Origin of the sequence: Donghicola eburneus (assembly GCF_900115865.1) — a bacterium.
GTDB lineage: Bacteria > Pseudomonadota > Alphaproteobacteria > Rhodobacterales > Rhodobacteraceae > Donghicola > Donghicola eburneus.
Genome location: NZ_FOXY01000002.1, coordinates 324,533 through 347,326 on the forward strand (window position 1 = coordinate 324,533; position 22,794 = coordinate 347,326).

Annotated in this window: 21 protein-coding genes; 11 read left to right on the top strand and 10 right to left on the bottom strand. The window is 59.4% G+C overall.

Annotation, left to right across the window (positions count from 1 at the left end; all coding sequences use genetic code 11):
• Nucleotides 1-86: 86 nt before the first annotated feature.
• The 3 genes from lon to tgt form a co-directional block, all read right to left on the bottom strand.
• Nucleotides 87-2,489 carry an endopeptidase La gene (gene lon / locus BM225_RS04215; RefSeq protein WP_072707117.1) on the bottom strand — a complete coding sequence of 801 codons (2,403 nt, stop codon included), beginning with the start codon at nucleotides 2,487-2,489 and terminating at the stop codon, nucleotides 87-89.
• A 287-nt stretch (nucleotides 2,490-2,776) separates the two neighbouring features.
• Nucleotides 2,777-3,850: an alkene reductase gene (locus BM225_RS04220; RefSeq protein WP_072707118.1), complete on the bottom strand. Its 1,074-nt coding sequence runs from the start codon at nucleotides 3,848-3,850 to the stop codon at nucleotides 2,777-2,779.
• Nucleotides 3,851-3,969: 119 nt separating this feature from the next.
• Nucleotides 3,970-5,100 carry a tRNA guanosine(34) transglycosylase Tgt gene (gene tgt / locus BM225_RS04225; protein WP_072707119.1) on the bottom strand — a complete coding sequence of 377 codons (1,131 nt, stop codon included), beginning with the start codon at nucleotides 5,098-5,100 and terminating at the stop codon, nucleotides 3,970-3,972.
• Between the two features lie 82 nt (nucleotides 5,101-5,182).
• On the opposite strand from tgt, the gene rimK reads away from it, so the two are divergent.
• The 4 genes from rimK to tpiA all read left to right on the top strand — a co-directional run bounded on the left by rimK (nucleotide 5,183) and on the right by tpiA (nucleotide 8,274).
• The gene (gene rimK, locus BM225_RS04230) at nucleotides 5,183-6,613 is read left to right on the top strand and encodes a 30S ribosomal protein S6--L-glutamate ligase (protein ID WP_072707120.1); all 1,431 of its coding nucleotides are present in this window, start codon (nucleotides 5,183-5,185) and stop codon (nucleotides 6,611-6,613) included.
• Nucleotides 6,614-6,676: 63 nt separating this feature from the next.
• Nucleotides 6,677-7,039 (top strand): SUF system Fe-S cluster assembly protein, encoded by a 363-nt coding sequence (locus BM225_RS04235; protein ID WP_072707121.1) that lies wholly within the window; start codon nucleotides 6,677-6,679, stop codon nucleotides 7,037-7,039.
• A 35-nt stretch (nucleotides 7,040-7,074) separates the two neighbouring features.
• Nucleotides 7,075-7,452, top strand: a complete 378-nt coding sequence (locus tag BM225_RS04240; RefSeq protein WP_072707122.1) for a HesB/IscA family protein — start codon at nucleotides 7,075-7,077, stop codon at nucleotides 7,450-7,452.
• 72 nt (nucleotides 7,453-7,524) lie between these two features.
• Nucleotides 7,525-8,274 (top strand): triose-phosphate isomerase, encoded by a 750-nt coding sequence (gene tpiA, locus BM225_RS04245; protein ID WP_072707123.1) that lies wholly within the window; start codon nucleotides 7,525-7,527, stop codon nucleotides 8,272-8,274.
• Between the two features lie 157 nt (nucleotides 8,275-8,431).
• Here the strand turns inward: tpiA and BM225_RS04250 are convergent, their stop codons facing one another.
• From BM225_RS04250 to BM225_RS04270, 5 genes are all read right to left on the bottom strand, one after another.
• Nucleotides 8,432-9,808, bottom strand: a complete 1,377-nt coding sequence (locus tag BM225_RS04250) for a TRAP transporter large permease (RefSeq protein ID WP_072707124.1) — start codon at nucleotides 9,806-9,808, stop codon at nucleotides 8,432-8,434.
• A 4-nt stretch (nucleotides 9,809-9,812) separates the two neighbouring features.
• On the bottom strand, nucleotides 9,813-10,502 hold the full coding sequence (locus tag BM225_RS04255) for a TRAP transporter small permease (RefSeq protein WP_072707125.1): 690 nt from the start codon (nucleotides 10,500-10,502) through the stop codon (nucleotides 9,813-9,815).
• Nucleotides 10,503-10,589: 87 nt separating this feature from the next.
• Nucleotides 10,590-11,594, bottom strand: coding sequence for a DctP family TRAP transporter solute-binding subunit (locus tag BM225_RS04260; RefSeq protein ID WP_072707126.1), 1,005 nt, complete (start codon nucleotides 11,592-11,594; stop codon nucleotides 10,590-10,592).
• A gap of 238 nt (nucleotides 11,595-11,832) precedes the next feature.
• The gene (locus tag BM225_RS04265; protein ID WP_072707127.1) at nucleotides 11,833-13,059 is read right to left on the bottom strand and encodes a sigma-54-dependent transcriptional regulator; all 1,227 of its coding nucleotides are present in this window, start codon (nucleotides 13,057-13,059) and stop codon (nucleotides 11,833-11,835) included.
• Nucleotides 13,056-14,753, bottom strand: coding sequence for a sensor histidine kinase (locus tag BM225_RS04270; protein WP_072707128.1), 1,698 nt, complete (start codon nucleotides 14,751-14,753; stop codon nucleotides 13,056-13,058). Before BM225_RS04270 ends, BM225_RS04265 begins: the two co-directional genes overlap by 4 nt.
• A 127-nt stretch (nucleotides 14,754-14,880) precedes the next feature.
• On the opposite strand from BM225_RS04270, the gene BM225_RS04275 reads away from it, so the two are divergent.
• Nucleotides 14,881-16,062, top strand: a complete 1,182-nt coding sequence (locus tag BM225_RS04275) for a cytochrome P450 (protein WP_072707129.1) — start codon at nucleotides 14,881-14,883, stop codon at nucleotides 16,060-16,062.
• On the opposite strand, the gene BM225_RS04280 is transcribed toward BM225_RS04275, so the two are convergent.
• The gene (locus BM225_RS04280; RefSeq protein ID WP_072707130.1) at nucleotides 16,059-16,520 is read right to left on the bottom strand and encodes an Lrp/AsnC family transcriptional regulator; all 462 of its coding nucleotides are present in this window, start codon (nucleotides 16,518-16,520) and stop codon (nucleotides 16,059-16,061) included. The genes BM225_RS04275 and BM225_RS04280 overlap by 4 nt on opposite strands.
• A 253-nt stretch (nucleotides 16,521-16,773) precedes the next feature.
• Here BM225_RS04280 and BM225_RS04285 point away from each other — a divergent pair, with 253 nt between their 5' ends.
• The 5 genes from BM225_RS04285 (at nucleotide 16,774) to BM225_RS04305 (ending at nucleotide 20,843) form a co-directional block, all read left to right on the top strand.
• On the top strand, nucleotides 16,774-17,082 hold the full coding sequence (locus tag BM225_RS04285; RefSeq protein ID WP_072707131.1) for a DUF2849 domain-containing protein: 309 nt from the start codon (nucleotides 16,774-16,776) through the stop codon (nucleotides 17,080-17,082).
• A 4-nt stretch (nucleotides 17,083-17,086) separates the two neighbouring features.
• A complete protein-coding gene (locus tag BM225_RS04290) occupies nucleotides 17,087-18,757 on the top strand; it encodes a nitrite/sulfite reductase (RefSeq protein ID WP_072707132.1) in 1,671 nt (556 codons plus the stop codon).
• The gene (locus BM225_RS04295) at nucleotides 18,747-19,547 is read left to right on the top strand and encodes a phosphoadenylyl-sulfate reductase (RefSeq protein WP_083595709.1); all 801 of its coding nucleotides are present in this window, start codon (nucleotides 18,747-18,749) and stop codon (nucleotides 19,545-19,547) included. Before BM225_RS04290 ends, BM225_RS04295 begins: the two co-directional genes overlap by 11 nt.
• On the top strand, nucleotides 19,544-19,936 hold the full coding sequence (locus tag BM225_RS04300) for a DUF934 domain-containing protein (protein WP_072707133.1): 393 nt from the start codon (nucleotides 19,544-19,546) through the stop codon (nucleotides 19,934-19,936). The genes BM225_RS04295 and BM225_RS04300 overlap by 4 nt, the downstream gene beginning before the upstream one ends.
• Nucleotides 19,937-19,997: 61 nt before the next feature.
• Complete coding sequence (locus BM225_RS04305; protein WP_072707134.1) at nucleotides 19,998-20,843, top strand: ferredoxin--NADP reductase; 846 nt, start codon at nucleotides 19,998-20,000, stop codon at nucleotides 20,841-20,843.
• Between the two features lie 162 nt (nucleotides 20,844-21,005).
• Here BM225_RS04305 and infC read toward each other — a convergent pair whose 3' ends face one another.
• Complete coding sequence (infC, locus tag BM225_RS04310; RefSeq protein WP_072707135.1) at nucleotides 21,006-21,551, bottom strand: translation initiation factor IF-3; 546 nt, start codon at nucleotides 21,549-21,551, stop codon at nucleotides 21,006-21,008.
• A 195-nt stretch (nucleotides 21,552-21,746) separates the two neighbouring features.
• Here infC and BM225_RS04315 point away from each other — a divergent pair, with 195 nt between their 5' ends.
• Nucleotides 21,747-22,709, top strand: coding sequence for a hypothetical protein (locus tag BM225_RS04315; protein ID WP_072707136.1), 963 nt, complete (start codon nucleotides 21,747-21,749; stop codon nucleotides 22,707-22,709).
• The last annotated feature ends 85 nt before the right edge of the window (nucleotides 22,710-22,794 follow it).

Here is a 22,794-nt window from a genome sequence, read left to right on the forward strand (position 1 = left end):
CTTAGGTTCTTAAGGGTTAACAGCTTCACAGCAAAAGAAAAGCGCGCCCGAGGGGCGCGCTTCGATTTGTGATGCAAGCTGGCGATTTAGTGCGCAATCGGGCTTGCTGCGGCTTGCTCTTGCTGACGTTTGGCCGCTGCAGCCTCTTCGGCAGCTTCGTCCCATTCGACAGCTTCGGGCTGACGCAGCAGCGCCTTTTCCAGAACCTGAGACACGTGGTTGACGGGGATCAGTTCCAGCCCCTCTTTCACGTTGTCAGGAATGTCAGCCAGATCTTTGACGTTCTCTTCGGGAATGAAGACCGTCTTGATCCCGCCGCGCAGCGCCGCAAGCAGCTTCTCTTTCAGTCCGCCAATAGCGGTGGCGTTGCCACGAAGGGTAACCTCACCAGTCATTGCGATGTCTTTACGCACCGGAATTCCGGTCAGCACCGACACAATGGCAGTAACCATTGCCAAGCCCGCCGACGGACCATCCTTGGGCGTCGCGCCATCAGGCACGTGCACGTGGATATCCCATGTGTCGAACTTTGGCGGCTTCACCCCGATCTGAGGACTGATCGAGCGCACGTAGCTGGACGCCGCGTCGATCGATTCCTTCATCACATCGCCAAGCTTACCCGTGGTCTTCATGCGGCCCTTACCAGGCAGACGCAGTGCTTCGATCTGCAACAGATCTCCGCCCACCGATGTGTAGGCCAAGCCTGTGACAACGCCGACTTGGTCTTCCTTCTCGGCCAGACCGTAGCGGTGGCGCTGAACCCCAAGGAACTCCTCAAGATTATCCGGCGACACGACGACCTTGTCCGTCTTTTTCTGAACGATCTGGGTCACAGCCTTGCGGGCTAGTTTCGCCATCTCGCGCTCCAGATTACGGACACCAGCTTCGCGAGTGTAGTAGCGGATCACGTCAGTCAGAGCTTCGTCGGTGACTTCGAACTCGCCCTTTTTCAGACCATGCGATTTGACCTGCTTGTCGATCAGGTGCTTGCGCGCGATCTCGGACTTTTCCTCTTCGGTGTAGCCCGACAGGGGAATGATCTCCATCCGGTCCAACAGAGGCCCAGGCATGTTGTAGCTGTTCGACGTGGTCAGGAACATCACGTCGCTCAGGTCATATTCGACCTCAAGGTAGTGATCGACAAAGGTCGAGTTCTGTTCCGGATCCAGCACTTCGAGCATCGCCGACGCCGGGTCGCCACGGAAGTCCTGCCCCATCTTGTCGATCTCGTCGAGCAGAATGAGCGGGTTCGTGGTCTTCGCCTTTTTCAGCGCCTGAATGATCTTGCCGGGCATCGAGCCGATGTAGGTCCGACGGTGACCGCGGATCTCGGATTCGTCACGCACACCGCCGAGCGAGATGCGGATAAACTCACGGCCAGTTGCCTTGGCCACCGACTTACCCAGCGAGGTTTTACCCACGCCCGGAGGGCCGACGAGGCACATGATCGGGCCTTTCAGCTTCTTCGAACGGCTTTGGACAGCGAGGTATTCAACAATACGCTCTTTGACCTTTTCCAGACCATGGTGATCGGCATCCAGAATTTCCTGAGCGCGGCCCAAGTCCTTTTTCACGCGCGAACGAACGCCCCACGGGATCGCGAGCATCCAGTCTAGGTAGTTGCGAACCACGGTCGCTTCGGCAGACATCGGGCTCATGTTCTTGAGCTTCTTGATCTCGGCTTCGGCCTTTTCCTTGGCCTCTTTCGACAGCTTGGTGTTCGCGACTTTTTCTTCTAGCTCGGCGACCTCGTTTTGCTCGTCACCATCCCCCAGCTCGCGCTGGATCGCCTTCATCTGCTCGTTCAGATAGTACTCGCGCTGGGTGCGCTCCATCTGGGTTTTGACGCGGCTCTTGATCTTCTTCTCGACCTGCAGAACGGACATTTCGCCCTGCATCATGCCGTAGACTTGCTCAAGACGCTCTGCGATGACGACCATCTCGAGCAATTCTTGCTTCTGGTTCACTTCGATCCCGAGGTGACCCGCAACAAGGTCTGCCAGCTTGCCCGGTTCGTCGGTTTCCGCGACGTTGGACAGAGCTTCTTCGGGGATATTCTTCTTGATCTTGGCATAGCGCTCAAACTCGTCCGCGACAGAGTTTTCCAGCGCGATCACGGCCGCCTCGTCGCCCATTTCCTCGTCGAGGTATTCAGCGCGGGCTTCGAAGAACGCTTCGTTGTCCAAATATTCTTTGATTTTGACGCGGGCGACGCCCTCGACCAGCACTTTCACAGTGCCATCGGGCAGCTTCAGCAGCTGCAGGACATTCGCCAGCACACCTACGCGATAGATGCCGTCCGTATCGGGATCATCAACGCTGGCGTCGATCTGGCTGGACAGCAGGATTTGCTTGTCATCAGCCATGACCTCTTCCAGTGCGCGCACTGATTTCTCACGCCCGACGAACAGCGGCACGATCATGTGTGGGAACACAACGATATCGCGCAGCGGAAGGACAGGGTAAGAGGAATTGAGAGGTTCTTGCATAACGCATCCTTGTTCTTGGCAAGACAGCCCGGCCCCACATCTGCAGCAGCTCTAGCCATCTCCACGTTTCCGGCAATTGATTTGGGGGCGTTGGCCCCGTTTTACAACCGGTTTGTCATAGAATGCCCCTGACAGCAGCGGGCCGCAAGGGGCACTTACGCTTTGCAGGCGCAGGCAGAGCCACAGCAGCGGCACCTGCCCAGAAGAGTGCAAAACCCGCACCATCTGGCGGGTTCTACCTTGAGTTTATTTTAGCACGATTTGCGTCGACGCCAAAGCGCGCCGAATTATGCTGCCGTCAGCGTGGGATAGTCGGTGTAGCCCTTTTCGCCGCCGCCGTAGAATGTGTCCTGATCGCCCTCATTCAAGGGGGCGCCTTGGTGCAGGCGTTCCACCAAATCGGGGTTCGCAATGAACGGACGGCCAAAGGCGACCAGATCAACACCATCGCTCAGGCGTTTCTCGGCTAGGTCGTAGTCGTACCCGTTGTTCCCCATATACGTGCCTTTGAAGAGGCTCCGCAGCGCGTCGAACTGACCGTCACGCTCGCCGCCGGTCTGGCCTTCGACCACGTGCAGATAGGACAATTTGTACTCATTCAGACGCTCGAACACTGGCGAGAACGTTGCCATAGGATCGCTGTCGCTGACGCCGTTCGCGTTCGAGAAGGGAGACAGGCGAAGGCCCACATGGCCCGCATCCCATTCGGCAATTACGGCGTCCAGCACTTCGAACAGCAGGCGGGTGCGGTTCTCGACGCTGCCGCCATAGCGGTCATCCCGCTGGTTCGCGCCATCCTTCAGGAACTGGTCCAACAGATACCCGTTTGCACCGTGCACCTCGACCCCGTCAAAGCCTGCTGCCTTTGCGCAGCGGGTGGCGTGAGCGAAATCCTCGATCACACGGCGGATTTCGTCAGTCTCCAGTGCACGAGGGGTAGAGGTGTCTTCGAACCCGTTCTTGGTGAATGTCTTCACCCCCGCCGAGATCGCCGACGGCGCAACGGGTGCCTGATCGGCAGGCTGGATCGAGGTATGGGAAATCCGGCCAACGTGCCACAGTTGGACAACGATCTTGCCCCCCTCAGCATGCACCGCATCAGTCACCTTCTTCCACGCAGCAATCTGCTGGTCCGTGTGGATGCCGGGGGTCTGGATATACCCTTTGCCTTCGGGGGAAATCTGGGTCGCCTCGGTGATGATGAGACCTGCGCTGGCCCGCTGACGATAATACTCGACATGAAGGTCATTCACTTCGCCCGTCTCGTCATCCGCACGGTTGCGGGTGAGCGGGGCCATGACAACCCGGTTCGCAAGTTCGATTTTTCCTGCTGTCAGCGGTGTGAAAAGTGCGTCGGTCATAAAAAACTCCTTAGCTTGACCCGCAAGTGGGCCTTGGCATTCCAGCTAAGAACGCAAACGGGCACCGCAAGTTCCCCTGCGGTGCCCGTCCCTGAAAACCAAATGTGCAGACGCGCACATCACAACGGCTCGATATCTCCTTCGGCCCGTTTGGCGTGGAAATCGGCCTCCCACTCGGCAAAAGTGCCCGCCGCAATCGCATCGCACATCCCCTGCATCAGGTCCTGATAGTAGTGCAGGTTATGCCAAGTCAGCAGCATGGACTGGATGATCTCTTTGGCGCGGAAGGTGTGGTGCAGGTAGGCGCGGCTATAGTTGCGGCACGCAGGGCATGTGCAGTCTTCGTCCAGCGGACGCGGGTCGTCCTGATGGCGGGCGTTTTTGATGTTCAGCACACCGCGGCGGGTAAAGACCTGCCCCGTCCGCCCCGACCGTGACGGCAGAACACAGTCCATCATGTCGATGCCGCGCTTCACAGCCCCAACAATGTCGTCAGGCTTGCCCACGCCCATCAGGTAGCGCGGTTTATCGACGGGCAGCATGTCGGGTGCGTAATCCAGCACGTCAAACATCATTTCTTGCCCCTCGCCTACAGCCAGACCGCCGACCGCGTAGCCGTCAAAGCCGATCTTCTGCAGCGCCTCGGCGCTTTCTTCGCGCTGATCGCGGAAGGTACTGCCCTGCTGGATGCCAAACAATGCATGACCCGGACGATCCCCGAACGCATCGCGCGACCGCTGCGCCCACCGCATGGACAGGCGCATGGACTCCAACGCTTGTTCTTCGGTCGCAGGGAACGGAGTGCACTCGTCGAAACACATAACAATGTCAGACCCCAGCAGCCGTTGGATTTCCATGCTGCGCTCGGGCGTGATCTCGTGCTTGGAGCCGTCCACGTGGCTTTTGAAGGTCACGCCCTTTTCCGTTAGCTTCCGCAGTCCCGCCAGCGACATGACCTGAAACCCGCCCGAGTCGGTCAGAATCGGACGCTCCCAATTCATGAACTTGTGCAAACCGCCCAAGCGGTCGATCCGTTCAGCCGTCGGGCGCAGCATCAGGTGATAGGTGTTTCCCAGCAGAATGTCGGCACCGGTTTCGCGTACGCTCTCGGGCAGCATCGCCTTGACCGTCGCAGCGGTCCCCACGGGCATGAAGGCCGGCGTCCGGATGTCCCCGCGCGGCGTTGAAATCACGCCTGTGCGAGCTTTTCCGTCTGTCGCCTTGAGTTCAAAGCCAAAACCTGTTGCCATGGTCACACTCTCGTTCTATCGCGCGATTAGTATTACGCGCTGAAACCCCATTAACGGTTCGCGTATCAGGAGCCTTGCCAAAATGACTGACCAGACAGACACCCTTTCCGGTGCACCGGAGCCTTTGACCCTCGGATGGGAGGAGTGGCTCAGTCTGCCTGATCTGGGGCTACCCGCCATGCGCGCCAAAGTGGATACAGGGGCGAAAACCAGCGCTTTGCATGCCTTTGACATTGAATCCTTTGGCAGCGCAACCCGTCCGCGCGTGCGTTTCACTGTGCATCCGATCCCCGGGCGCGAAGATCTGATCATTCCATGCTCGGCCGAAATCGTGGACCGCCGCGAAGTTACCTCGTCCAACGGCGAGACCGAGATGCGTTATGTGATCGAGTCTGCCCTGTCGATCGGTGGCCAGTCTTGGCCCATCGAACTCACGCTGACCGACCGTCGCACCATGAACACTCGGATGCTTCTAGGCCGTCAGGCACTGATCGAACACGTGACCGTCAGCCCGAACGACCGCTTCTGCCAGCCCAAGCTCAGCTATGATGTCTATCACAGCACCAAGATCGCGCAGGCCGCGCCCCGCCGTGCTCTGCGCGTCGCTGTTCTAAGCCGCGAAGACAACTATTCTACCCGCCGCTTGGTCGAAGAGGGCGAATCTCGCGGCCACTCGGTCGAGGTGATCGACACCGCCCGCTGCTACATGGCGATCAATGCGCTCGCCCCCGAAGTGCACTATGACGGCAAGCGCCTGCCCCGTTACGACGCCGTGATCCCGCGTATCGGCGCATCAATCACCAGCTACGGCACGGCGATCACCCGGCAGTTCGAAACCATCGGCACCTACTGCGTGAACGGCTCCCAAGGGATCACCGCCAGCCGTGACAAGCTTTATGCCCACCAGTTGATGGCCAAGCATAAGATCGGCATGCCGGTCACTGCCTTTGCCAGCTCGCCCAAGGACACGGGCAACTTGATGGGTCTGGTCGGCGCCGCGCCCCTGATCGTCAAACTGCTCGAATCGACCCAAGGCAAAGGCGTCGTTCTGGCGGAAACCAAGAAAGCCGCAGAGTCGGTCATCGACGCCTTCCGCGGCCTGAAGGCCAACTTCCTCGTACAACAGTTTGTGAAAGAGGCCGCTGGCGAAGATATCCGCTGCCTCGTGATCGACGGCAAAGTCGTGGCATCAATGAAACGCACAGGCGCGGATGGCGACTTCCGTTCCAACTTGCACCGCGGCGGCAGCGCCAAAGCGGTGCGCATCACCAAAGAAGAGCGCGAAACCGCAATCCGCGCCACGCGTGCATTCGGTCTTGGCCTTGCAGGCGTTGACCTGCTGCGATCCTCCGATGGCCCCAAAGTGCTCGAGGTGAACAGTTCGCCCGGTTTCGAAGGTATCGAGAAAGCCAGCGGCAAAGATATCGCAGGGCTACTTTTTGATGCGATCGAGATGAAGGTTCGCCCTAATCCCGTGCGCCGCCGCAAGACAGACAGCGCCACAGAGGCCTAGACCTCTGGACCTACGCCCAAGCATTTCCTATATGAACACTCAGGAAATAGGACAGGACCAGCAATGACTGAGGCAAACGAACACCTCGAAGGGGCACCTCTGATCAAGCCCTCGACCACCGACCACGAGCTTTACGACTCGGTCGTAGAGGCGTGCCGCACGGTCTTTGACCCGGAAATTCCGGTGAACATCTATGATCTGGGGCTGATCTACACTATCCTGATCTCGCCCGAGAACGAGGTTCGGATCACGATGACCCTGACCGCGCCGGGTTGCCCGGTGGCTGGCGAAATGCCCGGCTGGATCGCGGACGCGGTCAGCCCCATCCCCGGCGTCAAGGATGTGGACATCGAAATGGTGTTCGACCCGCCCTGGGGCATGGACATGATGAGCGACGAAGCCCGGCTTGAACTGGGCTTCATGTAATCCTGTCAGCGCGACAGCGTAGAAAGGACAGCAAGATGTTCAGCATTCCCGGCAAACAGGCCGTTTCAATCTCTTCGGCGGCTGCCGTGCAAATCCGCAAGCTCATGGAGCGTGACGGGTCCGAAGGCCTGCGTATCGGCGTCAAAAAAGGCGGCTGCGCAGGCATGGAATATACCATGGAATATGTCGATGCCGTGGACCCCAATGACGAGGTCGTCGAACAAGACGGCGCACGCGTCATGATTGCGCCCATGGCTCAGATGTTCCTGTTCGGCACCCAGATCGACTATGAAACCTCGCTTCTGGAATCGGGCTTCAAATTCAAGAACCCGAACGTCGTCGACGCCTGCGGCTGCGGCGAATCCATCAAGTTCAAGGACCTGGACGAGCTGAAGGCCGAACAAGGCAACTGAGGCACCCTGCCCGCTTGACCATTGCCCCCCTCTCGTAAAAGGTGCGTCAAAAGCAACTTTGGGGGGCATCAAATGCGTCAAAAACTCGCCGCGGGTAACTGGAAAATGAATGGCACGGCGGACGCCCTGTCAGAACTGAATGAACTGACTCAGGGCTACCCCGAAGCCTCGGTCGACATCCTGATCTGCCCCCCAGCAACCCTGATTGACCGCGCCAGCGAAGCCGCCGCAGGCAGTGCAGTCGCAATTGGCGGCCAAGACTGCCACGCCAACGTCACCGGCGCGCACACCGGCGACATCTCGGCAGAAATGCTGCGGGACGCAGGTGCAAACTACGTGATCATCGGCCACTCCGAGCGCCGCGATGACCACGGTGAAACCTCTGAACTGATTGCAGCCAAAGCCACCGCGGCCTATAATGCTGGCCTGATCGCCGTTGTCTGCTGCGGCGAACACCTAAGCACCCGCGAAGACGGCAAAACACTCGAACACATCGGCACCCAGATCGCCGAGAGCCTGCCTGACACGGCCAACGCCGACACAACCGTTATCGCCTACGAACCTGTCTGGGCCATCGGCACCGGCTTGACCCCCACCCTCGAGCAAATCGCCGAAGTCCACGATTTCATCCGCGCCGAACTGGTCAAACGTTTCGGCGAGAAAATCGGCAACGGCATCCGCCTGCTCTACGGCGGCTCGGTCAAGCCCGCGAACGCCGCCGAAATCTTTGCAACCTCGAACGTCGACGGCGCACTGGTTGGGGGCGCAAGCCTGAAGGCAGCGGATTTCTCTGCCATCATCGACGCGCTCGTGGCGGCCTGACCGCAGTGAGTATTTAACCAAAGCAGAAAGCCCTTTTCTCTTTCTGCTTTGCACAAATACTCAAAATCCTGACATCAAAGAAAAGGCGCCGTTCCAGCAGGAGCGGCGCCTTTGAAGTTTGAGGGGAGGTAGGGCGCGGGAGCGGCGCCCATTTTTATTATTTGGTTATGATTTCCGGACCCATGAAGGTCGTCGGCAGGTAGGTCGACAGCCACGGGATGTAGGTGACCATGATCAGGAACACGAACAGGACGGCCAAGAAGGGCAGCGCTGCGCGGACGACCGACATCATCGGCATACCCGCCACACCCGAGGTCACGAAGAGGTTCAGACCAACTGGCGGGGTGATCATGCCGATCTCCATGTTCACGACCATGATGATGCCCAAATGGATCGGGTCGATACCCAGTTCGATCGCGATGGGGAAAACCAATGGTGCGACGATAACCAACAGACCCGAGGGTTCCATGAACTGGCCACCGATCAGCAGGATGATGTTCACGATCACAAGGAACATGACGGGGCCGAAACCTGCATCTAGCATTGCCGAAGCGATCTGCTGGGGGATCTGCTCGTCGGTCAGCACGTGCTTCAGGATCAGCGCGTTGGCGATGATGAACATCAGGGTGACGGTCAGCTTGCCCGCTTCGAACAGGGTGTCTTTGGTGTCCTTGTGGAAGAACGCGGTGACCAGAGCCTTGGGCTTTTCGATCAAGGACAGGTTACGCTCTCCGTCCGGCGTGGCCAGCGGGCCCATATCGCGGTAGACAAAAGTTGCGATCAGGAAAGAGTAGACAGCAGCGACAGCAGCAGCTTCGGTCGGGGTGAAAATACCGCCATAGATACCGCCAAGGATGATGACGATCAGGAACAGACCCCAGCCTGCTTCGCGGCCCGCTTCCATCGCTTCGCCCCAGCCCTTCCACTCGCCTTTGGGCAAGTTGCGCACTTTGGCGATGATGTAGATGGTGGTCATCAGCATGGTGCCTGCAAGCAAACCCGGGATGACGCCAGCCAGGAACATACGGCCCACGGACACGTCAGTCGCCGAAGCGTAGACAACCATAACGATGGACGGCGGGATCAGGATGCCCAGAGTACCCGCGTTGGCAATAACGCCTGCGGCGAAGTCTTTGGTGTACCCGACCTGACGCATGCCTGCGATCACGATGGAGCCAATCGCCACAACGGTCGCAGGGGACGAACCGGACAGCGCTGCGAAAAGCATACATGCAAAAACGCCTGCAATCGCCAGACCGCCGGGGAAGTGCCCGACCAGCGCAATCGAGAAGCGGATGATCCGCCGCGCCACACCGCCAGTCGACATGAACGACGACGCAAGGATGAAGAACGGGATCGCCAGCAGGGTGTAGTGACCTGCCATCGCTTGGAAAAAGCTCTGCGCGATTGACGACAGCGAGGTTTCCGACAGGACCAGAAGGAACAGGACGGACGAGAAGCCAAGGCTGACAGCGATCGGCACACCGATCAGCATCAGGCCAACGACCATGGCAAAGAGAATTGCGACTTCCATCGAATTATTCCTCGTAGTTCATGTGGCGCACGTCATCGACGGCGTCTTCGGCTTCGTGGCTCACGATCAGGCTGTCGGTGTCACCGCGCATCACAGCGATGAAGGCTTCGATAAAGCGGAACAGCAGCAGAGCCATGCCGATGGGCAGAATGGCGTAGGGGATGAAGCGCGGCAGCTTTTCATAAGTCTCGCCTTCGTTCATCAGAGGCTCGATCCAGCGCAGGAATTCGGGCATCGGAACCTCGAGTACTTCGTACCACGCGCGGTAAGAGGTGCGTTTCATCTCTTCGAAACCAGTGGGGAACCAGCGTCCGTCGGTCTGGGGAAGGTTGGCAAAGTTTGCCCAGTAGTCCCAAGCGCCCTTGGTCAGCAGGAACGCGTAACCGACACAGATTGCGGCGGCGATGATTGCCAGAACACGGCGCACATTGGCGGAAAACAGATTGGTCAGCGCGTCGACACCCAAGTGGGCGGTCACTTTGACCGAGTAGCTGATGCCGAACAGGACCAGCCAGGCAAATAGGAAAGTCGTGGCCTCTAGGCCCCAAGTAAGGCTGTCGTTAAAGCCATAACGCAGCACAACGTTGATAAAGGTGACGAGGGTCATCAGGCCCAGAAGAATAGCGATAATCGTTTCTTCTAGAGAGTTGATGAACCGCCCCACCGCCGATTTCGGCTCGTATTTGGTGGACATGGGACGCTCCTGAGGACAGGTGAGAGGTTAAGAGAACCCCGGCCCCCATGAAGAAGGCCGGGGCAAATTCACGCAAGTCGTGAAAGATTAGTGCTTGTCGTTGATCGCCTGAGCCGCGTCGATGTTCTCTTGGCCAACATCTTCACGGAACTGGTCCCAAACGGGCAGCATTGCGTCGACCCAAGCCTGACGGGCTTCGGGGCTCAGTTCACGGATCACACCGCCAGCATCCAGAACAGCCTGACGCGCATCTGCGTCAACTTCTGCGATCGCTGCGTTACGGGTCGAGGTCACTTCGTCGACAATGGTCGACAGCTGCTCGCGCACGTCGTCATCCAGGCTGTCCCAGAAATCAACCGAGGTCACCAGCATGTAGTCCAGCAGACCGTGGTTGGTTTCGGTCACGCCGTCCTGAACTTCAAAGAACTTCTGGCCGTAGATGTTCGACCAGGTGTTTTCCTGACCATCAACAACGCCGGTTTGCAGCGCGCCATACACTTCGGAGAAGGCCATGGGCTGGGGCGACACGCCGATCGCTTCCATCTGTGCCTTGATCACTTCCGACGGCTGAACGCGGAACTTCAGGCCAGCTGCATCGGTGGGCAGTTCCAGCGGCTTGTTGGCCGACATCTGCTTCAGACCGTTGTGCCAGAAGCCCAGGCCCAGCAGGCCGCGGCGGACCATCGACTCTTTCATCGCCTGACCGGTTTCCGAGTTCTGGAACTCGTCAACGGCTGCCATGTTTTTGAACATGAAGGGCAGGTCAAAGATGCGGAACTGCTTGGTGAACTGCTCGAACTTCGACAGCGAAGGCGCAGCCATCTGGACGTCGCCCTGCAGCATCGCTTCCAGAACCTGGTCGTCGTTGTAGAGGGTCGAGTTGGGGTACACTTCCATGCACGCCTTGCCGTTCATCTCTTCGTTCACGCGTTCCTGCAGAAGCGAAGCCGCCAGACCCTTGGGGTGCTTGTCGGTGTTGGTGACGTGGCTCAGTTTGATGACGACTTCGCCATCATCACAAGCAGCCATTGCGCCTGCGGCTCCGGTCACGGTCAGTGCGACTGCGGTCGCTGCGGTTGCCAAAAATTTCATGGGTCTCCTCCACCTTTGAAATTAAAGTTCGCGATCCCTTTGGTGGGACCTTGGGGCAGAGATAACCGTAGCGGGCCCAAGAGCCTCAAGCGGAGAATTACATTTTCGTGAAATTCCCGTTTTTATGCATCTTTACAGAATGTTAAGCATTGCATGGAACGCAACCCCGCTATGCGGCATCGCAGCAGAGTGCGAAAAACCGCACACGCAAATATCCGCCTGTGCGGATTTCCGCACATCACTCGGATCGGAAGTCTTCGGGTCGAATCCCGTGACGTGTCAGCTTGTCGTAAAAGGTTTTACGCGGCAACTTGAGCGCTTTGGCTGCAGCCGTCGCTTGACCTGCATGTTTGCGCAGGGCTTCGATCAGGAGGGACCGCTCCACTTGAGCCATCTGTTCGGCAAGCCCAAGGGTCTGGTCCTCGGACACATCCCCTAGTCCCAAGGCAAAGCGCATCGCGGCATTCATCAGCGCCCGTGCATTACCCGGCCAATCCTGCGCCATCAGACGCGCGATTGTGTCGGGCGTAATCTCGGGGGCAGTCACGCCCGCCTGCTCGGCCGCCTGCGCGACGTATTGGCGAAAGATGATCGGAATATCCTCGGGACGCTCGCGCAGGCCGGGGATGTACACCCGCACCCCTTCAAGCCTGTAATACAGATCGCTGCTAAACTCGCCCTTGGACACCATCTCGTCCAGATCACGGGTACAGCCCGCCAGAATGCGCGGCGCGGGCGTTTCCAACCGCTGCGCCAAAGCGAACTGGGTTTCCTGCGGAAGCAAGCTGATCTCGTCCAGAAACAGGCTACCACCCTCGGCCTTGTCCAGCGCGCGCTCTAACTCTTCGACGCTGAGCGCGGCGGCAGAGCGCTTCTCGAACGGTTTGCGAGCATTCGGGGAGAGCAAGTGGATCACCTCGGCGCATTTCGGAACGCCCGTGCCAGGGGCCCCGGTGACCAAAACATCCGCCCCCGTTGCCGCCACCGCCCGCACGTGCGACCGTAGCGTGTCCACAGCCGCCGATTTGCCAAAGATCATACGGGCTGCGGGATCGCCCTGAACCAACTGCTCTTTCAGGCTGCGGTTCTCGATCACCAATTCGCGGCTCGCAAGCGCGCGCTCCAAAACCGCAAGCAGATCCTTGGCCGCGCATGGCTTTTCTAGGAAGTCGAAAGCCCCTGCCCCCATCGCCTTGACCGCCATTGGGATGTCGCCTTCGCCAGTCAACAGGATCACCGGCAGTTCCGCATCTTGCCCCCGCGCATAGTCCAGCAGATAGAACCCATCGCGCCCCGACATACGGATGTCTGACAGGATCACACCCTGAAAATCGCGGGTGATCATATCTTTGGCCGCGACAAAAGACCCACAGAGTGTCGGCTCAAAGCCCCCCAGATCCAGCGTCTGCCCCAGTGCCTCGCGCACGGCAGCGTCATCTTCGACGACCAGAACGGAACGGATCATGATGTGCTATCCTCTTGCCATGGCTGCAATTCAACGGTGAACAGAGCGCCGCCTTCGGGGGCGTTCTCGCCCCGTATCATGCCGCCGAAGCTCTGGACCAGACCATAAGAGATGGAGAGGCCCAGCCCCATGCCTTCGGATGCGCCAACTTCTTTGGTCGAATAAAAGGGGTCAAAGATCTTTTCCGGTGCCTCGATGCCCGGCCCAGTATCCGCAATGCAAAGGGTCACCTTGCCTGGTTCGCGCGTGACAGAGATCGACAGGCACTGAAAGGTCTGCCCCACCATTGCGTCCAAGGCGTTCGAGATCAGGTTCAACACCACCTGCTGCAAGCGTACCTCGCCGCCCCGAACCAGCACCGGCGTTTCTCGTTCAGACCATACCAGAGAGACGCCCTCGCGCTCCATCCGCGCTTCGGACAATTCCAACGCGCTGCGGATCACGCCCGTCAAATCGACCCGCCCCACAGGCTCTTTCTCTTGGCGGGCAAAAGCGCGCAGATTTTTGATAATCCGCCCCATCCGGTGCGCCATATCCGAAATCCGGACCAGATTGGCGCGCGCCTCGGGCACGCGGTCCCTCTCTAGGTAAAGCGCGGCATTCTCGGCAAAGCTTTGAACCGCCATCAAGGGCTGGTTCAGTTCGTGACTGATGCCAGCGGACATCTTGCCCAAGGCGCTGAGCTTACCCGCCTGAACCAGATCAGCCTGCGCGCGCTCCAATTCGGCGGTGCGCTGCGCGACCCTATCTTCCAGCCGTTGGTTTACCAAAGTCAGGGTTCGCCGCCGCTCTGTCGCCAAGAATAACAGCGCGCCGAAGGCAAGCAGGATCGCAGCAACGACGGCGGCCTGCAGGCTGGCTAGCTTCGCGGCAGGAGCAATATCCACCAGTGCCTCGGCCCGCATGCCGATCACGGGCATCTCTTGCACCAAGTGTAAGGCGCGCGCTGGAACATACCGTCCCGCGTCCAATGCCCACAACTCCAGATCGCCGCGTTGTTCCACCGTGTAGGACAGAAAGGGACGCAGGCTTAGCGCTTCGTAGCTGGCACTGCTGCTTGTCTTGCCGGTGCCCCGCTGCAAATACAGCAACTCCTCGCGGTTCGCGATAAAGACGACACCCAAGTCATCAGTGAAAAAGACAACAGGGACCCCGCCGCGCCAATCCCTCTCGATCCGCTCGATATCAACTACAACAACGACCACGCCTTGCACGCTGCGATCTATGCCAAAAACCGGCGCTGCGTAATAAAAGGCACGGCGTTGGAACCGCGGGCTATAGGCGTGGAAACTTCCCAAAGCGCCGTCCATGGCTCGCTGGAAGAAAGGCGCTCCTGACCAGTCGGCCGGGGGCTCACCGATGGCGTTCGACACCACGTGCCCCTCTGCATCCAGCAGGACGACATCCAGCGCCGTCGTTTTGTCCATCGACCTGACGAACAGCTCGTTCAGCCCCTGCTCAAAGACAGGCAACGTGACCAAAGGATGATCCGCCAGATAAATCCCCAGTTCGCGGTAGCGCTGCAACTCAGCCCGAAGCCGGTCCGAGGCCAGCGCCAAATCCGACCGTCCCCGCTGCGCGATCTGCTCCAATGCTTGGGTGTGCGCATAGCTGTATAACGCGGAGGCAACGCCCCCGACGGCAATCACAAACGCAGCCACGAGGCTGATGCGGCGCCACAATCCTGTGCTCATATCTTTGTGCTACCAATCTGCCGCGACCTGCGCCAGAGGATTGGCAACATAGACAGAATGCAAAGAGCACCATTGTCGCGTGCAACAGGCTCTTGCGCAGGGGGGAACAGTTGCGCAATGTCACCGCATGTCAGTTTTAGAGCAGTCGCCGACGCAGCCCGCGTTCGTCCAGAACCCCTATTTGTTTTACGAGGCTGCCCGCGCCGCGAGCCCTGTGCACGATTGGCAGGACTACAACATGCCCGCCGCTTTTACGCACGAGGCTGTGGCCGCCCTGCTCAAAGACAAGCGGTTCGGCCGTGAAATCCCCACGGAAATGCAGAGCGCCCCTGCGCCGCATCTGACAGACTTTTACCGGATCGAAGACCATTCGATGCTGGAACTCGAAGCCCCGCGTCACACCCGCCTCAGATCGCTCGTGCTTCGGGCCTTTACCAGCCGCCGGATCAAGGGGCTGGGTCCCGAAATTGAACGCCTGAGTCACCACCTGATCGATGAGATGCCCATGGGCGGATGCGATTTGCTGCCCGCCTATTGCGCGATGGTACCGGTGATCGTCATCGCCCGCCTTCTTGGCGTGCCCGAAGGCATGGCGAACCAACTGCTGTCATGGTCCAACGCCATGGTCGGGATGTACCAAGCAGGCCGCACGCACGAAGACGAAGTAGCCGCCAATACCGCCGCACGCGAATTCGCCTCCTTCATGGAGGACTACATCGCCGACCGCCGCGCGACCCCTGCGGATGATCTGATCTCTGAACTTATCGCTGCCGAGGAAAACGGACAGCGCCTGACCGTGGACGAAATGATCGCCACCTGCATTCTGCTGCTCAATGCGGGGCATGAGGCGACCGTCCACACCCTAGGAAACGGCGTAAAAACCCTGATCGAGAACAGAATTCCCGTGTCCGCCCTGCAAGGGGACGCGGTTCAGGCCACGGTCGAGGAGATCCTGCGCTACGATCCGCCCCTGCACGTCTTTACCCGTTATGCCTACGAAGATGTGACTCTGTTTGGCTATGATTTCAAACGCGGGCAACAGGTGGCGCTGATGCTGGCCTCGGCAAACCGTGATCCTGCGGCTTGGGACGCGCCGGACCGCTTCGACCCGAGCCGTTCGGTGAAAACGAACACCAGCTTCGGCGGCGGCATCCATTTTTGCATCGGTGCACCACTGGCGCGCATAGAAATGCAGATCGCCCTACGGGTGCTGTTCGAGCGTCGCCCCAAGCTGGCGCTGGACGGGGAGCCGGAATATGCGGACGTCTACCACTTCCACGGGCTCAAGGCGTTGAACGTCACCTACTAGAGCGGCAGCGCTGTCGTGCTCTTGATCTCTTCCATCGACAAAAGCGCGGTGACGTTGTGCACGCGCACCTCTGAGATCAGAGCCTGATAGAACTTGTCATAGGCTCGGGCGTTTTCGACCCGCACCTTCAGGATGTAGTCAATATCACCGGCCAGACGGTGCGCCTCTTGGACCTCGGGGCGTTCGCGCACGGCGGTCAGGAACTTGTCCTGCCATTCCTTTTCGTGGGCACTGGTGCGGATCAGAACAAAGAAGCAAGCGTCAAAGCCCAGCGCCTCGGGATCGAGCCGCACAGTCTGCGCTCCGATCACGCCAGCATCGCGCAATTTGCGAATTCTGTTCCACACAGGGGTCTTCGAAGACCCCACTTTTTTGGCGATTTCGTCCAGCGACTGGCTCGCATCCTCTTGCAACTCCGAAAGGATTTTCCGGTCTACCTGATCAAGCCGTACGCTCATTCTGCATTTCCCCTGTTTTGGAAAACCTGCGTTCCACTTAGCCCACCAAACGGAACAAACATCCTTATTGGCCGCGCCGTATAGCCACTATGGGGGAAAATTTCCTATGTAAAGACCAAGATCACCCAAACCGGAATCTCTCGAATGGCACAGATGCACGACATTGCAGACCTGAGCGGGACACGCGACGCCGCGACCCACCTCGCTGCACGTGCAAACAGCCACTTTGTTTTGACACAGGAGCTCGCCTGATATGGCCCGCAAATTCACACCCAAGGTCGTGACCGCAAACCACCTGCTGGAAGGAGATGTAATCTACCTGACCGCAGATGACCGCTGGACCCGCCTCATGTGCGAGGCCGAGCTGATCGAGGACGAGGCCCACGCACAGGTCCGCCTGCTGCACGCTCAGGCACAGCCCGAAATCACCGTAGGTGCCTATTTGGCCGACGCGGTTGCCGGCGAGAACGGCCCCGAGCCCACCCACTTCCGCGAGGATTTCCGCCGCACCGGACCCTCGAACTACTTCCACGGCAAGCAAGCCGCCAACGCCGAGGTATAAGCGCATGTATAAGTATAACGAATTCGACGCCGCCTTTCTGGCAGAGCGCAATGCCCAGTTCCGCAGTCAGGTTGAGCGCCGCATTGACGGATCGCTGACCGAGGATGAATTCCGTCCCCTGCGTCTGATGAACGGTGTTTACCTGCAGCTGCACGCCTACATGCTGCGTGTCGCGATCCCCTACGGCACCCTGTCGTCGGACCAGATGCGCCAGCTGGCTCTGCTGGCCGAAAAGTGGGACAAGGGCTACGGCCACTTCACCACCCGTCAGAACATCCAGTACAACTGGCCCAAACTGCCTGATATCCCCGATATGCTGGACGCATTGGGCGAGGTTGGCCTGCACGCCATCCAGACCTCGGGCAACACCATCCGCAACGTGACCGCCGACCATTTCGCCGGCGCCGCCAAGGATGAGTTGATCGACCCGCGCCCTGTGGCTGAACTGCTGCGCCAGTGGTCCACCGACCACCCCGAATTCCAGTTCATGCCCCGCAAGTTCAAGATCGCGATCACCGGATCGCCGAATGACCGCGCTGTGACCAAGGCCCACGATATTGGCCTGCGCGCAGTCGAAAAGAACGGCGAGATCGGCTTTGAAGTCATCGTTGGTGGCGGCCTTGGCCGGACCCCGATGATCGGCAAAGTCATCAACGAGTTCGTCAGCAAAGAAGACCTGCTGCCGTACCTCGAGGCGATCGTGTCCGTTTGGAACATCGAAGGCCGCCGCGACAACAAGTACAAGGCGCGCATCAAGATCACCGTGCACGAGCAGGGTCTGGATACCTTCCGCGAGAAGGTCGAGGCGCGCTATGCTGTGATCCGCGACCAATTCGGCGGTTTCGACCAGAAGCTGCTGGCGGATATCGAGCAGCACTTCCTGCCGCCCGCCTTCCGCAACGCCGAAACCACCGCCTACACCGTGGCCTACGACAACGACCCCGTGTTCCGCGCATGGGCCGACACCAACCTGACCGAGCACAAGCAGGCGGACCACGCCATTGTGACCATCTCGATCAAAGAGCACGGAAAGACCCCCGGCGACGCAAGCGCCGACCAGATGCGTCTGATGGCTCATCTGGCGGACAACTACGCCTATGGCGAGCTGCGCATCAGCCACGAGCAGAACGTGATCCTGCCCCACGTGCACAAGTCGGACCTGCCCGCGCTGCACAAAGCCCTGAAAGAGGCTGGCCTTGGCACCGCGAACATCGGTCTGGCGTCGGACATCATCGCCTGCCCCGGCATGGACTACTGCGCACTGGCTACCGCGCGTTCGATCCCGATCGCTCAACAGATCGCGACCCGCGTCGAAGAGCTGAAAATCGAGCACGAAGTTGGCGAGCTGAAGATCAAGATCTCGGGCTGCATCAACGCATGTGGTCACCACCACGTGGGCCATATCGGCATTCTGGGTCTGGATCGCGCCGGTGTTGAAAACTACCAGGTCACTCTGGGCGGCGATCACACCGAGAACGCAGTGGTTGGCGAACGTGCGGGACCCGGCTTCAGCTATGACCAGATCGTTCCTGCGATCGAGCGTCTGATGCTGGCCTATCTGGAGCTGCGCACCTCGGCCGAGGAACGCTTCATCGACGCATATCGGCGTGTGGGCCCCGCCCCCTTCAAGGCGGCGCTCTACCCCGAAGCAGAGGAAAAGGCGAATGCAGCCTGATCGCAAAAGCGATGTTCTGTTTGGCGGCGTGCCTGACGCCGTGCCCGATACGGGCACGGACGATGCAGAGTTGCGCGCCCGCGTTTCCGAACTGAACGAACGCTACAAACACCACGGGGCAACCTCCGTGCTGGAACAGGCGCTTCAGGACCCCCAAGCGGGGGAGCTGGCGCTGGTGTCCAGCTTTGGCGCCGAGTCGGTTGTGCTCTTGCACCTTGTGTCGATCATCGATCGCAGCACGCCTGTGATCTTTATCGACACCCAGATGCTGTTTGCCGAAACGCTGGCCTACCAGTCCGATCTGGCCGAACGTCTGGCGTTCACCGACATGCGCGTCATCCGCGCTGCGGAGTCGGAAATCGCCCGGAACGACCCTGACGGCACCTTGCATCAGTTCAGTACCGACGCGTGCTGCGCCCTGCGCAAGACCGTGCCGCTGGAAAACGCACTCAAAGGGTTTGACGGCTGGATCACCGGCCGCAAACGGTTTCAGGCAGGCACCCGCGCCGCCCTCGATTTCTTCGAGGTCGAAGAGGGCACCGGCCGCATCAAAGTCAATCCTCTGGCCAAATGGGCGCCCGAGGACATCAAGAACTACATGGAAGAAAACCGCCTGCCCCGTCACCCCTTGGTGGCCAAAGGCTATCCCTCGATCGGCTGTGCGCCCTGCACCTCGCCGGTGAAGGAAGGCGAAGACCCCCGTGCCGGCCGCTGGCGTGGGCAGGACAAAACCGAATGCGGCATCCATTTCGTGAATGGCAAAATGGTCCGCAAAGGAGTGAACGCATGACTGTAATCGTGACCGACGCGGGTTTCGCCGCAGATGACTGGACCGGTGGCTTCGAAGACCGCGCTGATGTGGCGGATTTGGCGTCAGATGCCGATCTAACAGGCATTCAAACCCGCTTTAACGAGCTTGCGCTTATTCGTGTGGCATTTCCCTCCTTTGCAGACGGCCGCGGATTTGGTATCGCACGTCGCTTGAGAGACATGGGCTACACGGGCCGCCTGCGCGCTCAGGGCCATGTTATCGCTGACCAATATGCAATGGCGCGCCGCTGCGGCTTTGATGAGGTTGAAATCAGTTCCGAGCTCGCCGCCCGCCAGCCCGAAGACCAATGGAAGTTCCGCGCCAACTGGCAGGCGCATGACTATCAGTCGCGCCTCCGCGCCAGCTAAGTCACTTTCAAAATTAAGAATGTGTCGCTATGTTTAGGGCGGCAGAGAAAAGAGATACACGATGACCGAACAAACCGCCGTGACCGAGCAACCCGTTTCGAAAGTCATTCTTCCCGATGCGCAGACCGTCACCTCGGTCAAGCACTGGAATGACCGCCTGTTCTCGTTCCGCGTGACGCGCCCCGCGTCGCTGCGCTTCCGCTCGGGCGAATTTGTCATGATCGGCCTGCTGGGCGATCCGCACCCCGAAACCGGCAAGCAAAAGCCCCTGCTTCGCGCATACTCCATCGCCTCGCCCGCTTGGGACGAAGAGCTGGAGTTCTACTCGATCAAAGTGCAGGACGGCCCGCTAACCTCGAAGCTGCAGCACATCCAGCCGGGCGATCAGATCATTCTGCGCCCCAAGCCCGTGGGCACGCTCGTGCACGATGCCCTGCTGCCCGGCAAGCGTCTGTGGCTGTTCGCGACTGGCACCGGCATCGCACCGTTCGCCTCGCTGATCCGCGAACCCCAAACTTACGAAGACTACGACCAGATCATCCTGACCCACACCACCCGTGAAGTCAGCGAGCTGCAGTACGGCAAAGAACTGGTGGAGTCGGTCCGCACTGACGAACTCCTGTCCGAACTGATGGGCGAAGGATTCGCGGACAAGCTGGTCTACTACCCGACCACAACCCGCGAAGAGAGCCCCAAGATGGGCCGTATCACTGACCTGCTGAAGGACGGCACCGTCTTCAAAGACCTCGGCATCGAGGGCCTCTCGCCCGAGACTGACCGCGGCATGGTCTGCGGCTCCCTGCCCTTCAACAAGGACATCATGGAGATTCTCGAAGGCGCTGGCCTGCGCGAAGGCGCAAACTCCGAGCCCGCAGAATTCGTGGTGGAAAAAGCCTTCGTCGGCTAACGCACATCCGAACGAAACATCAAAAACCGCGGTCAGGACACTGCCCGACCGCGGTTTCTTTTTGCCTGAAACACTCACGGCGCGGCCATCAACGCCGCCATAAAAAAAGAAAAAAGCGCGCCCCAAAAGGACGCGCTCGCATTCTTTGAACCGGAAATCCGATTACTTGGGAAGCGGACCGATCACCATGATCATCTGGCGACCTTCCATCTTCGGCATATTCTCGACCTTGCCCAGTTCCTTCACGTCAGCGGCGACCCGCTCAAGGAGTTCGCGGCCGAGGTTCTGGTGAGCCATCTCGCGGCCACGGAAGCGCAGGGTCACTTTGACCTTATCGCCCTTCTCCAGGAACTTGAGAACGTTGCGCATTTTCACGTCGTAGTCGTGGGTGTCCGTGTTGGGACGGAACTTCACCTCTTTGACTTCGATGATTTTCTGCTTCTTGCGCGCCTCGGATTCCCGCTTTTGCTGTTCGTACTTGAACTTGCCAAAGTCCATGATCTTGCACACGGGGGGTTTGGCGTTGGGGGAAATCTCCACCAGATCGAGACCCGCTGCAACTGCCATGTCCAAAGCTTTGGCAGGGTGGATCAGGCCTACGTTCTCTCCGTCGGCACCAATCAGGCGAATCTCGGGTCCGCGAATGGCTCCGTTGATACGGGGGCCGGTTTCACGGGTGGGCGGCGCGTTATGCGGTCTGCGTCCTATGGCTGTGTTCCTTCAATCATGAACGGGAAATTGAGTGCGGAAGGTAAGGCCAGACCGTCCGGCTTTCAAGCGGGGATTCGCGAAACCGCCGTGTTTTCTGGGGAAATCGCTCCAATCGACAAGAATTGATTGGACAATGGAACCAGCGGGCTCGGGCATACGTTGGGAGGCCATACGAAAGAGAGGATCATATTCATGAAGAATTTGGCAATCGCACTTGTCGCTGTGCTTGTGGCCTTGGGTGTCTACACGCTGTACACGGGTCCGGGCGAAGAAGACATCCGCGAAGGCGTTCAGGAAAATGCAGCCGCCGCCGAAGCCACCATGGATGAAGCCGCCGAGGAAACCGGCGAAGCCGTCTCCGAAGCGGGCGACGCCATCGCAGACGCCGCGAGCAACGCAGCTGACGCTGTATCGGATGCCGCAAACGACGCCGTCGCAGCAACTGGCGAAGCATTGGATGCAGCGGGCAACGCTATCGAAAACGCGTATGAAGACGCCGCAAACAGCGCTCAGGAACTGACCGAAGACGCTGCAATCGCAGCTGAGAACGCAGAAGAAGCGATCGAAGAAACTGCAGCAGACGCAGCCCAGATGGCCGATGCCGCCGGCGACGAGATTGCAGAAGAAACCGGCGAAGCTGTCGCCGCTTTGGACAGCGCTGCTGAAAACGCGGAAGAAGCCACTGAAGAGGCCGCAGAAGATGTGGCCCAAGCCGCAGACGCAGCCGGTGATGAAATCGCTGAAGAGACTGCCGAAGCGGGCGAGGCGATCGAAAACACTGTCGAGAACGCAGCCGCTGCGACCGCAAATGCGGTGGACGCCGCCGCTGACGAAGCCGAAGAAGGTGCCAACGAACTGCGCGAGGGTGACCTGATCACCACCACCGAAGCTGGTGAAGCTGCTCAGGAAGCGCTCGATTTCGACGAAATCGACGCAGCGACCGCACAGGCCAACGCAGGCACAGACGAAGAAGGTCTTGAAGCTCTGCTGTCGGTCGAAGGCTTTGATATGGCACGTGTGATGGACATCATCCAAGGTGCTGGTCTGAACGACCTGCAGAAGACAACCCTTGAGGCGGCTCTGGAACAAGCTCAGAATTCGCCCGAGGCACTGGAAGAAGTGCTGGCCCAACTGCGCGGCGCGCTCGACCTGTAAGGCAGACCCATATCAATAACAAAGGCGGCTTCTCGCGAGGCCGCCTTTTTCTATGAGCACTGCGCCCTTGGAACACATCGCGCCG

Excerpts from the sequence above, each read along its gene's own strand:
- BM225_RS04315 (WP_072707136.1), top strand. The coding sequence starts at position 21,747 with ATGAAGAATTTGGCAATCGCACTTGTCGCTGTGCTTGTGGCCTTGGGT.
- BM225_RS04270 (WP_072707128.1), bottom strand. The coding sequence starts at position 14,753 with ATGAGCACAGGATTGTGGCGCCGCATCAGCCTCGTGGCTGCGTTTGTG.
- BM225_RS04275 (WP_072707129.1), top strand. The coding sequence starts at position 14,881 with ATGTCAGTTTTAGAGCAGTCGCCGACGCAGCCCGCGTTCGTCCAGAAC.
- BM225_RS04240 (WP_072707122.1), top strand. The coding sequence starts at position 7,075 with ATGTTCAGCATTCCCGGCAAACAGGCCGTTTCAATCTCTTCGGCGGCT.
- tgt (WP_072707119.1), bottom strand. The coding sequence starts at position 5,100 with ATGGCAACAGGTTTTGGCTTTGAACTCAAGGCGACAGACGGAAAAGCT.
- BM225_RS04255 (WP_072707125.1), bottom strand. The coding sequence starts at position 10,502 with ATGTCCACCAAATACGAGCCGAAATCGGCGGTGGGGCGGTTCATCAAC.
- BM225_RS04220 (WP_072707118.1), bottom strand. The coding sequence starts at position 3,850 with ATGACCGACGCACTTTTCACACCGCTGACAGCAGGAAAAATCGAACTT.
- BM225_RS04285 (WP_072707131.1), top strand. The coding sequence starts at position 16,774 with ATGGCCCGCAAATTCACACCCAAGGTCGTGACCGCAAACCACCTGCTG.
- BM225_RS04305 (WP_072707134.1), top strand. The coding sequence starts at position 19,998 with ATGACCGAACAAACCGCCGTGACCGAGCAACCCGTTTCGAAAGTCATT.
- BM225_RS04295 (WP_083595709.1), top strand. The coding sequence starts at position 18,747 with ATGCAGCCTGATCGCAAAAGCGATGTTCTGTTTGGCGGCGTGCCTGAC.
- BM225_RS04280 (WP_072707130.1), bottom strand. The coding sequence starts at position 16,520 with ATGAGCGTACGGCTTGATCAGGTAGACCGGAAAATCCTTTCGGAGTTG.
- rimK (WP_072707120.1), top strand. The coding sequence starts at position 5,183 with ATGACTGACCAGACAGACACCCTTTCCGGTGCACCGGAGCCTTTGACC.
- BM225_RS04260 (WP_072707126.1), bottom strand. The coding sequence starts at position 11,594 with ATGAAATTTTTGGCAACCGCAGCGACCGCAGTCGCACTGACCGTGACC.
- BM225_RS04290 (WP_072707132.1), top strand. The coding sequence starts at position 17,087 with ATGTATAAGTATAACGAATTCGACGCCGCCTTTCTGGCAGAGCGCAAT.
- lon (WP_072707117.1), bottom strand. The coding sequence starts at position 2,489 with ATGCAAGAACCTCTCAATTCCTCTTACCCTGTCCTTCCGCTGCGCGAT.
- BM225_RS04250 (WP_072707124.1), bottom strand. The coding sequence starts at position 9,808 with ATGGAAGTCGCAATTCTCTTTGCCATGGTCGTTGGCCTGATGCTGATC.
- BM225_RS04265 (WP_072707127.1), bottom strand. The coding sequence starts at position 13,059 with ATGATCCGTTCCGTTCTGGTCGTCGAAGATGACGCTGCCGTGCGCGAG.
- BM225_RS04300 (WP_072707133.1), top strand. The coding sequence starts at position 19,544 with ATGACTGTAATCGTGACCGACGCGGGTTTCGCCGCAGATGACTGGACC.
- BM225_RS04235 (WP_072707121.1), top strand. The coding sequence starts at position 6,677 with ATGACTGAGGCAAACGAACACCTCGAAGGGGCACCTCTGATCAAGCCC.
- tpiA (WP_072707123.1), top strand. The coding sequence starts at position 7,525 with ATGCGTCAAAAACTCGCCGCGGGTAACTGGAAAATGAATGGCACGGCG.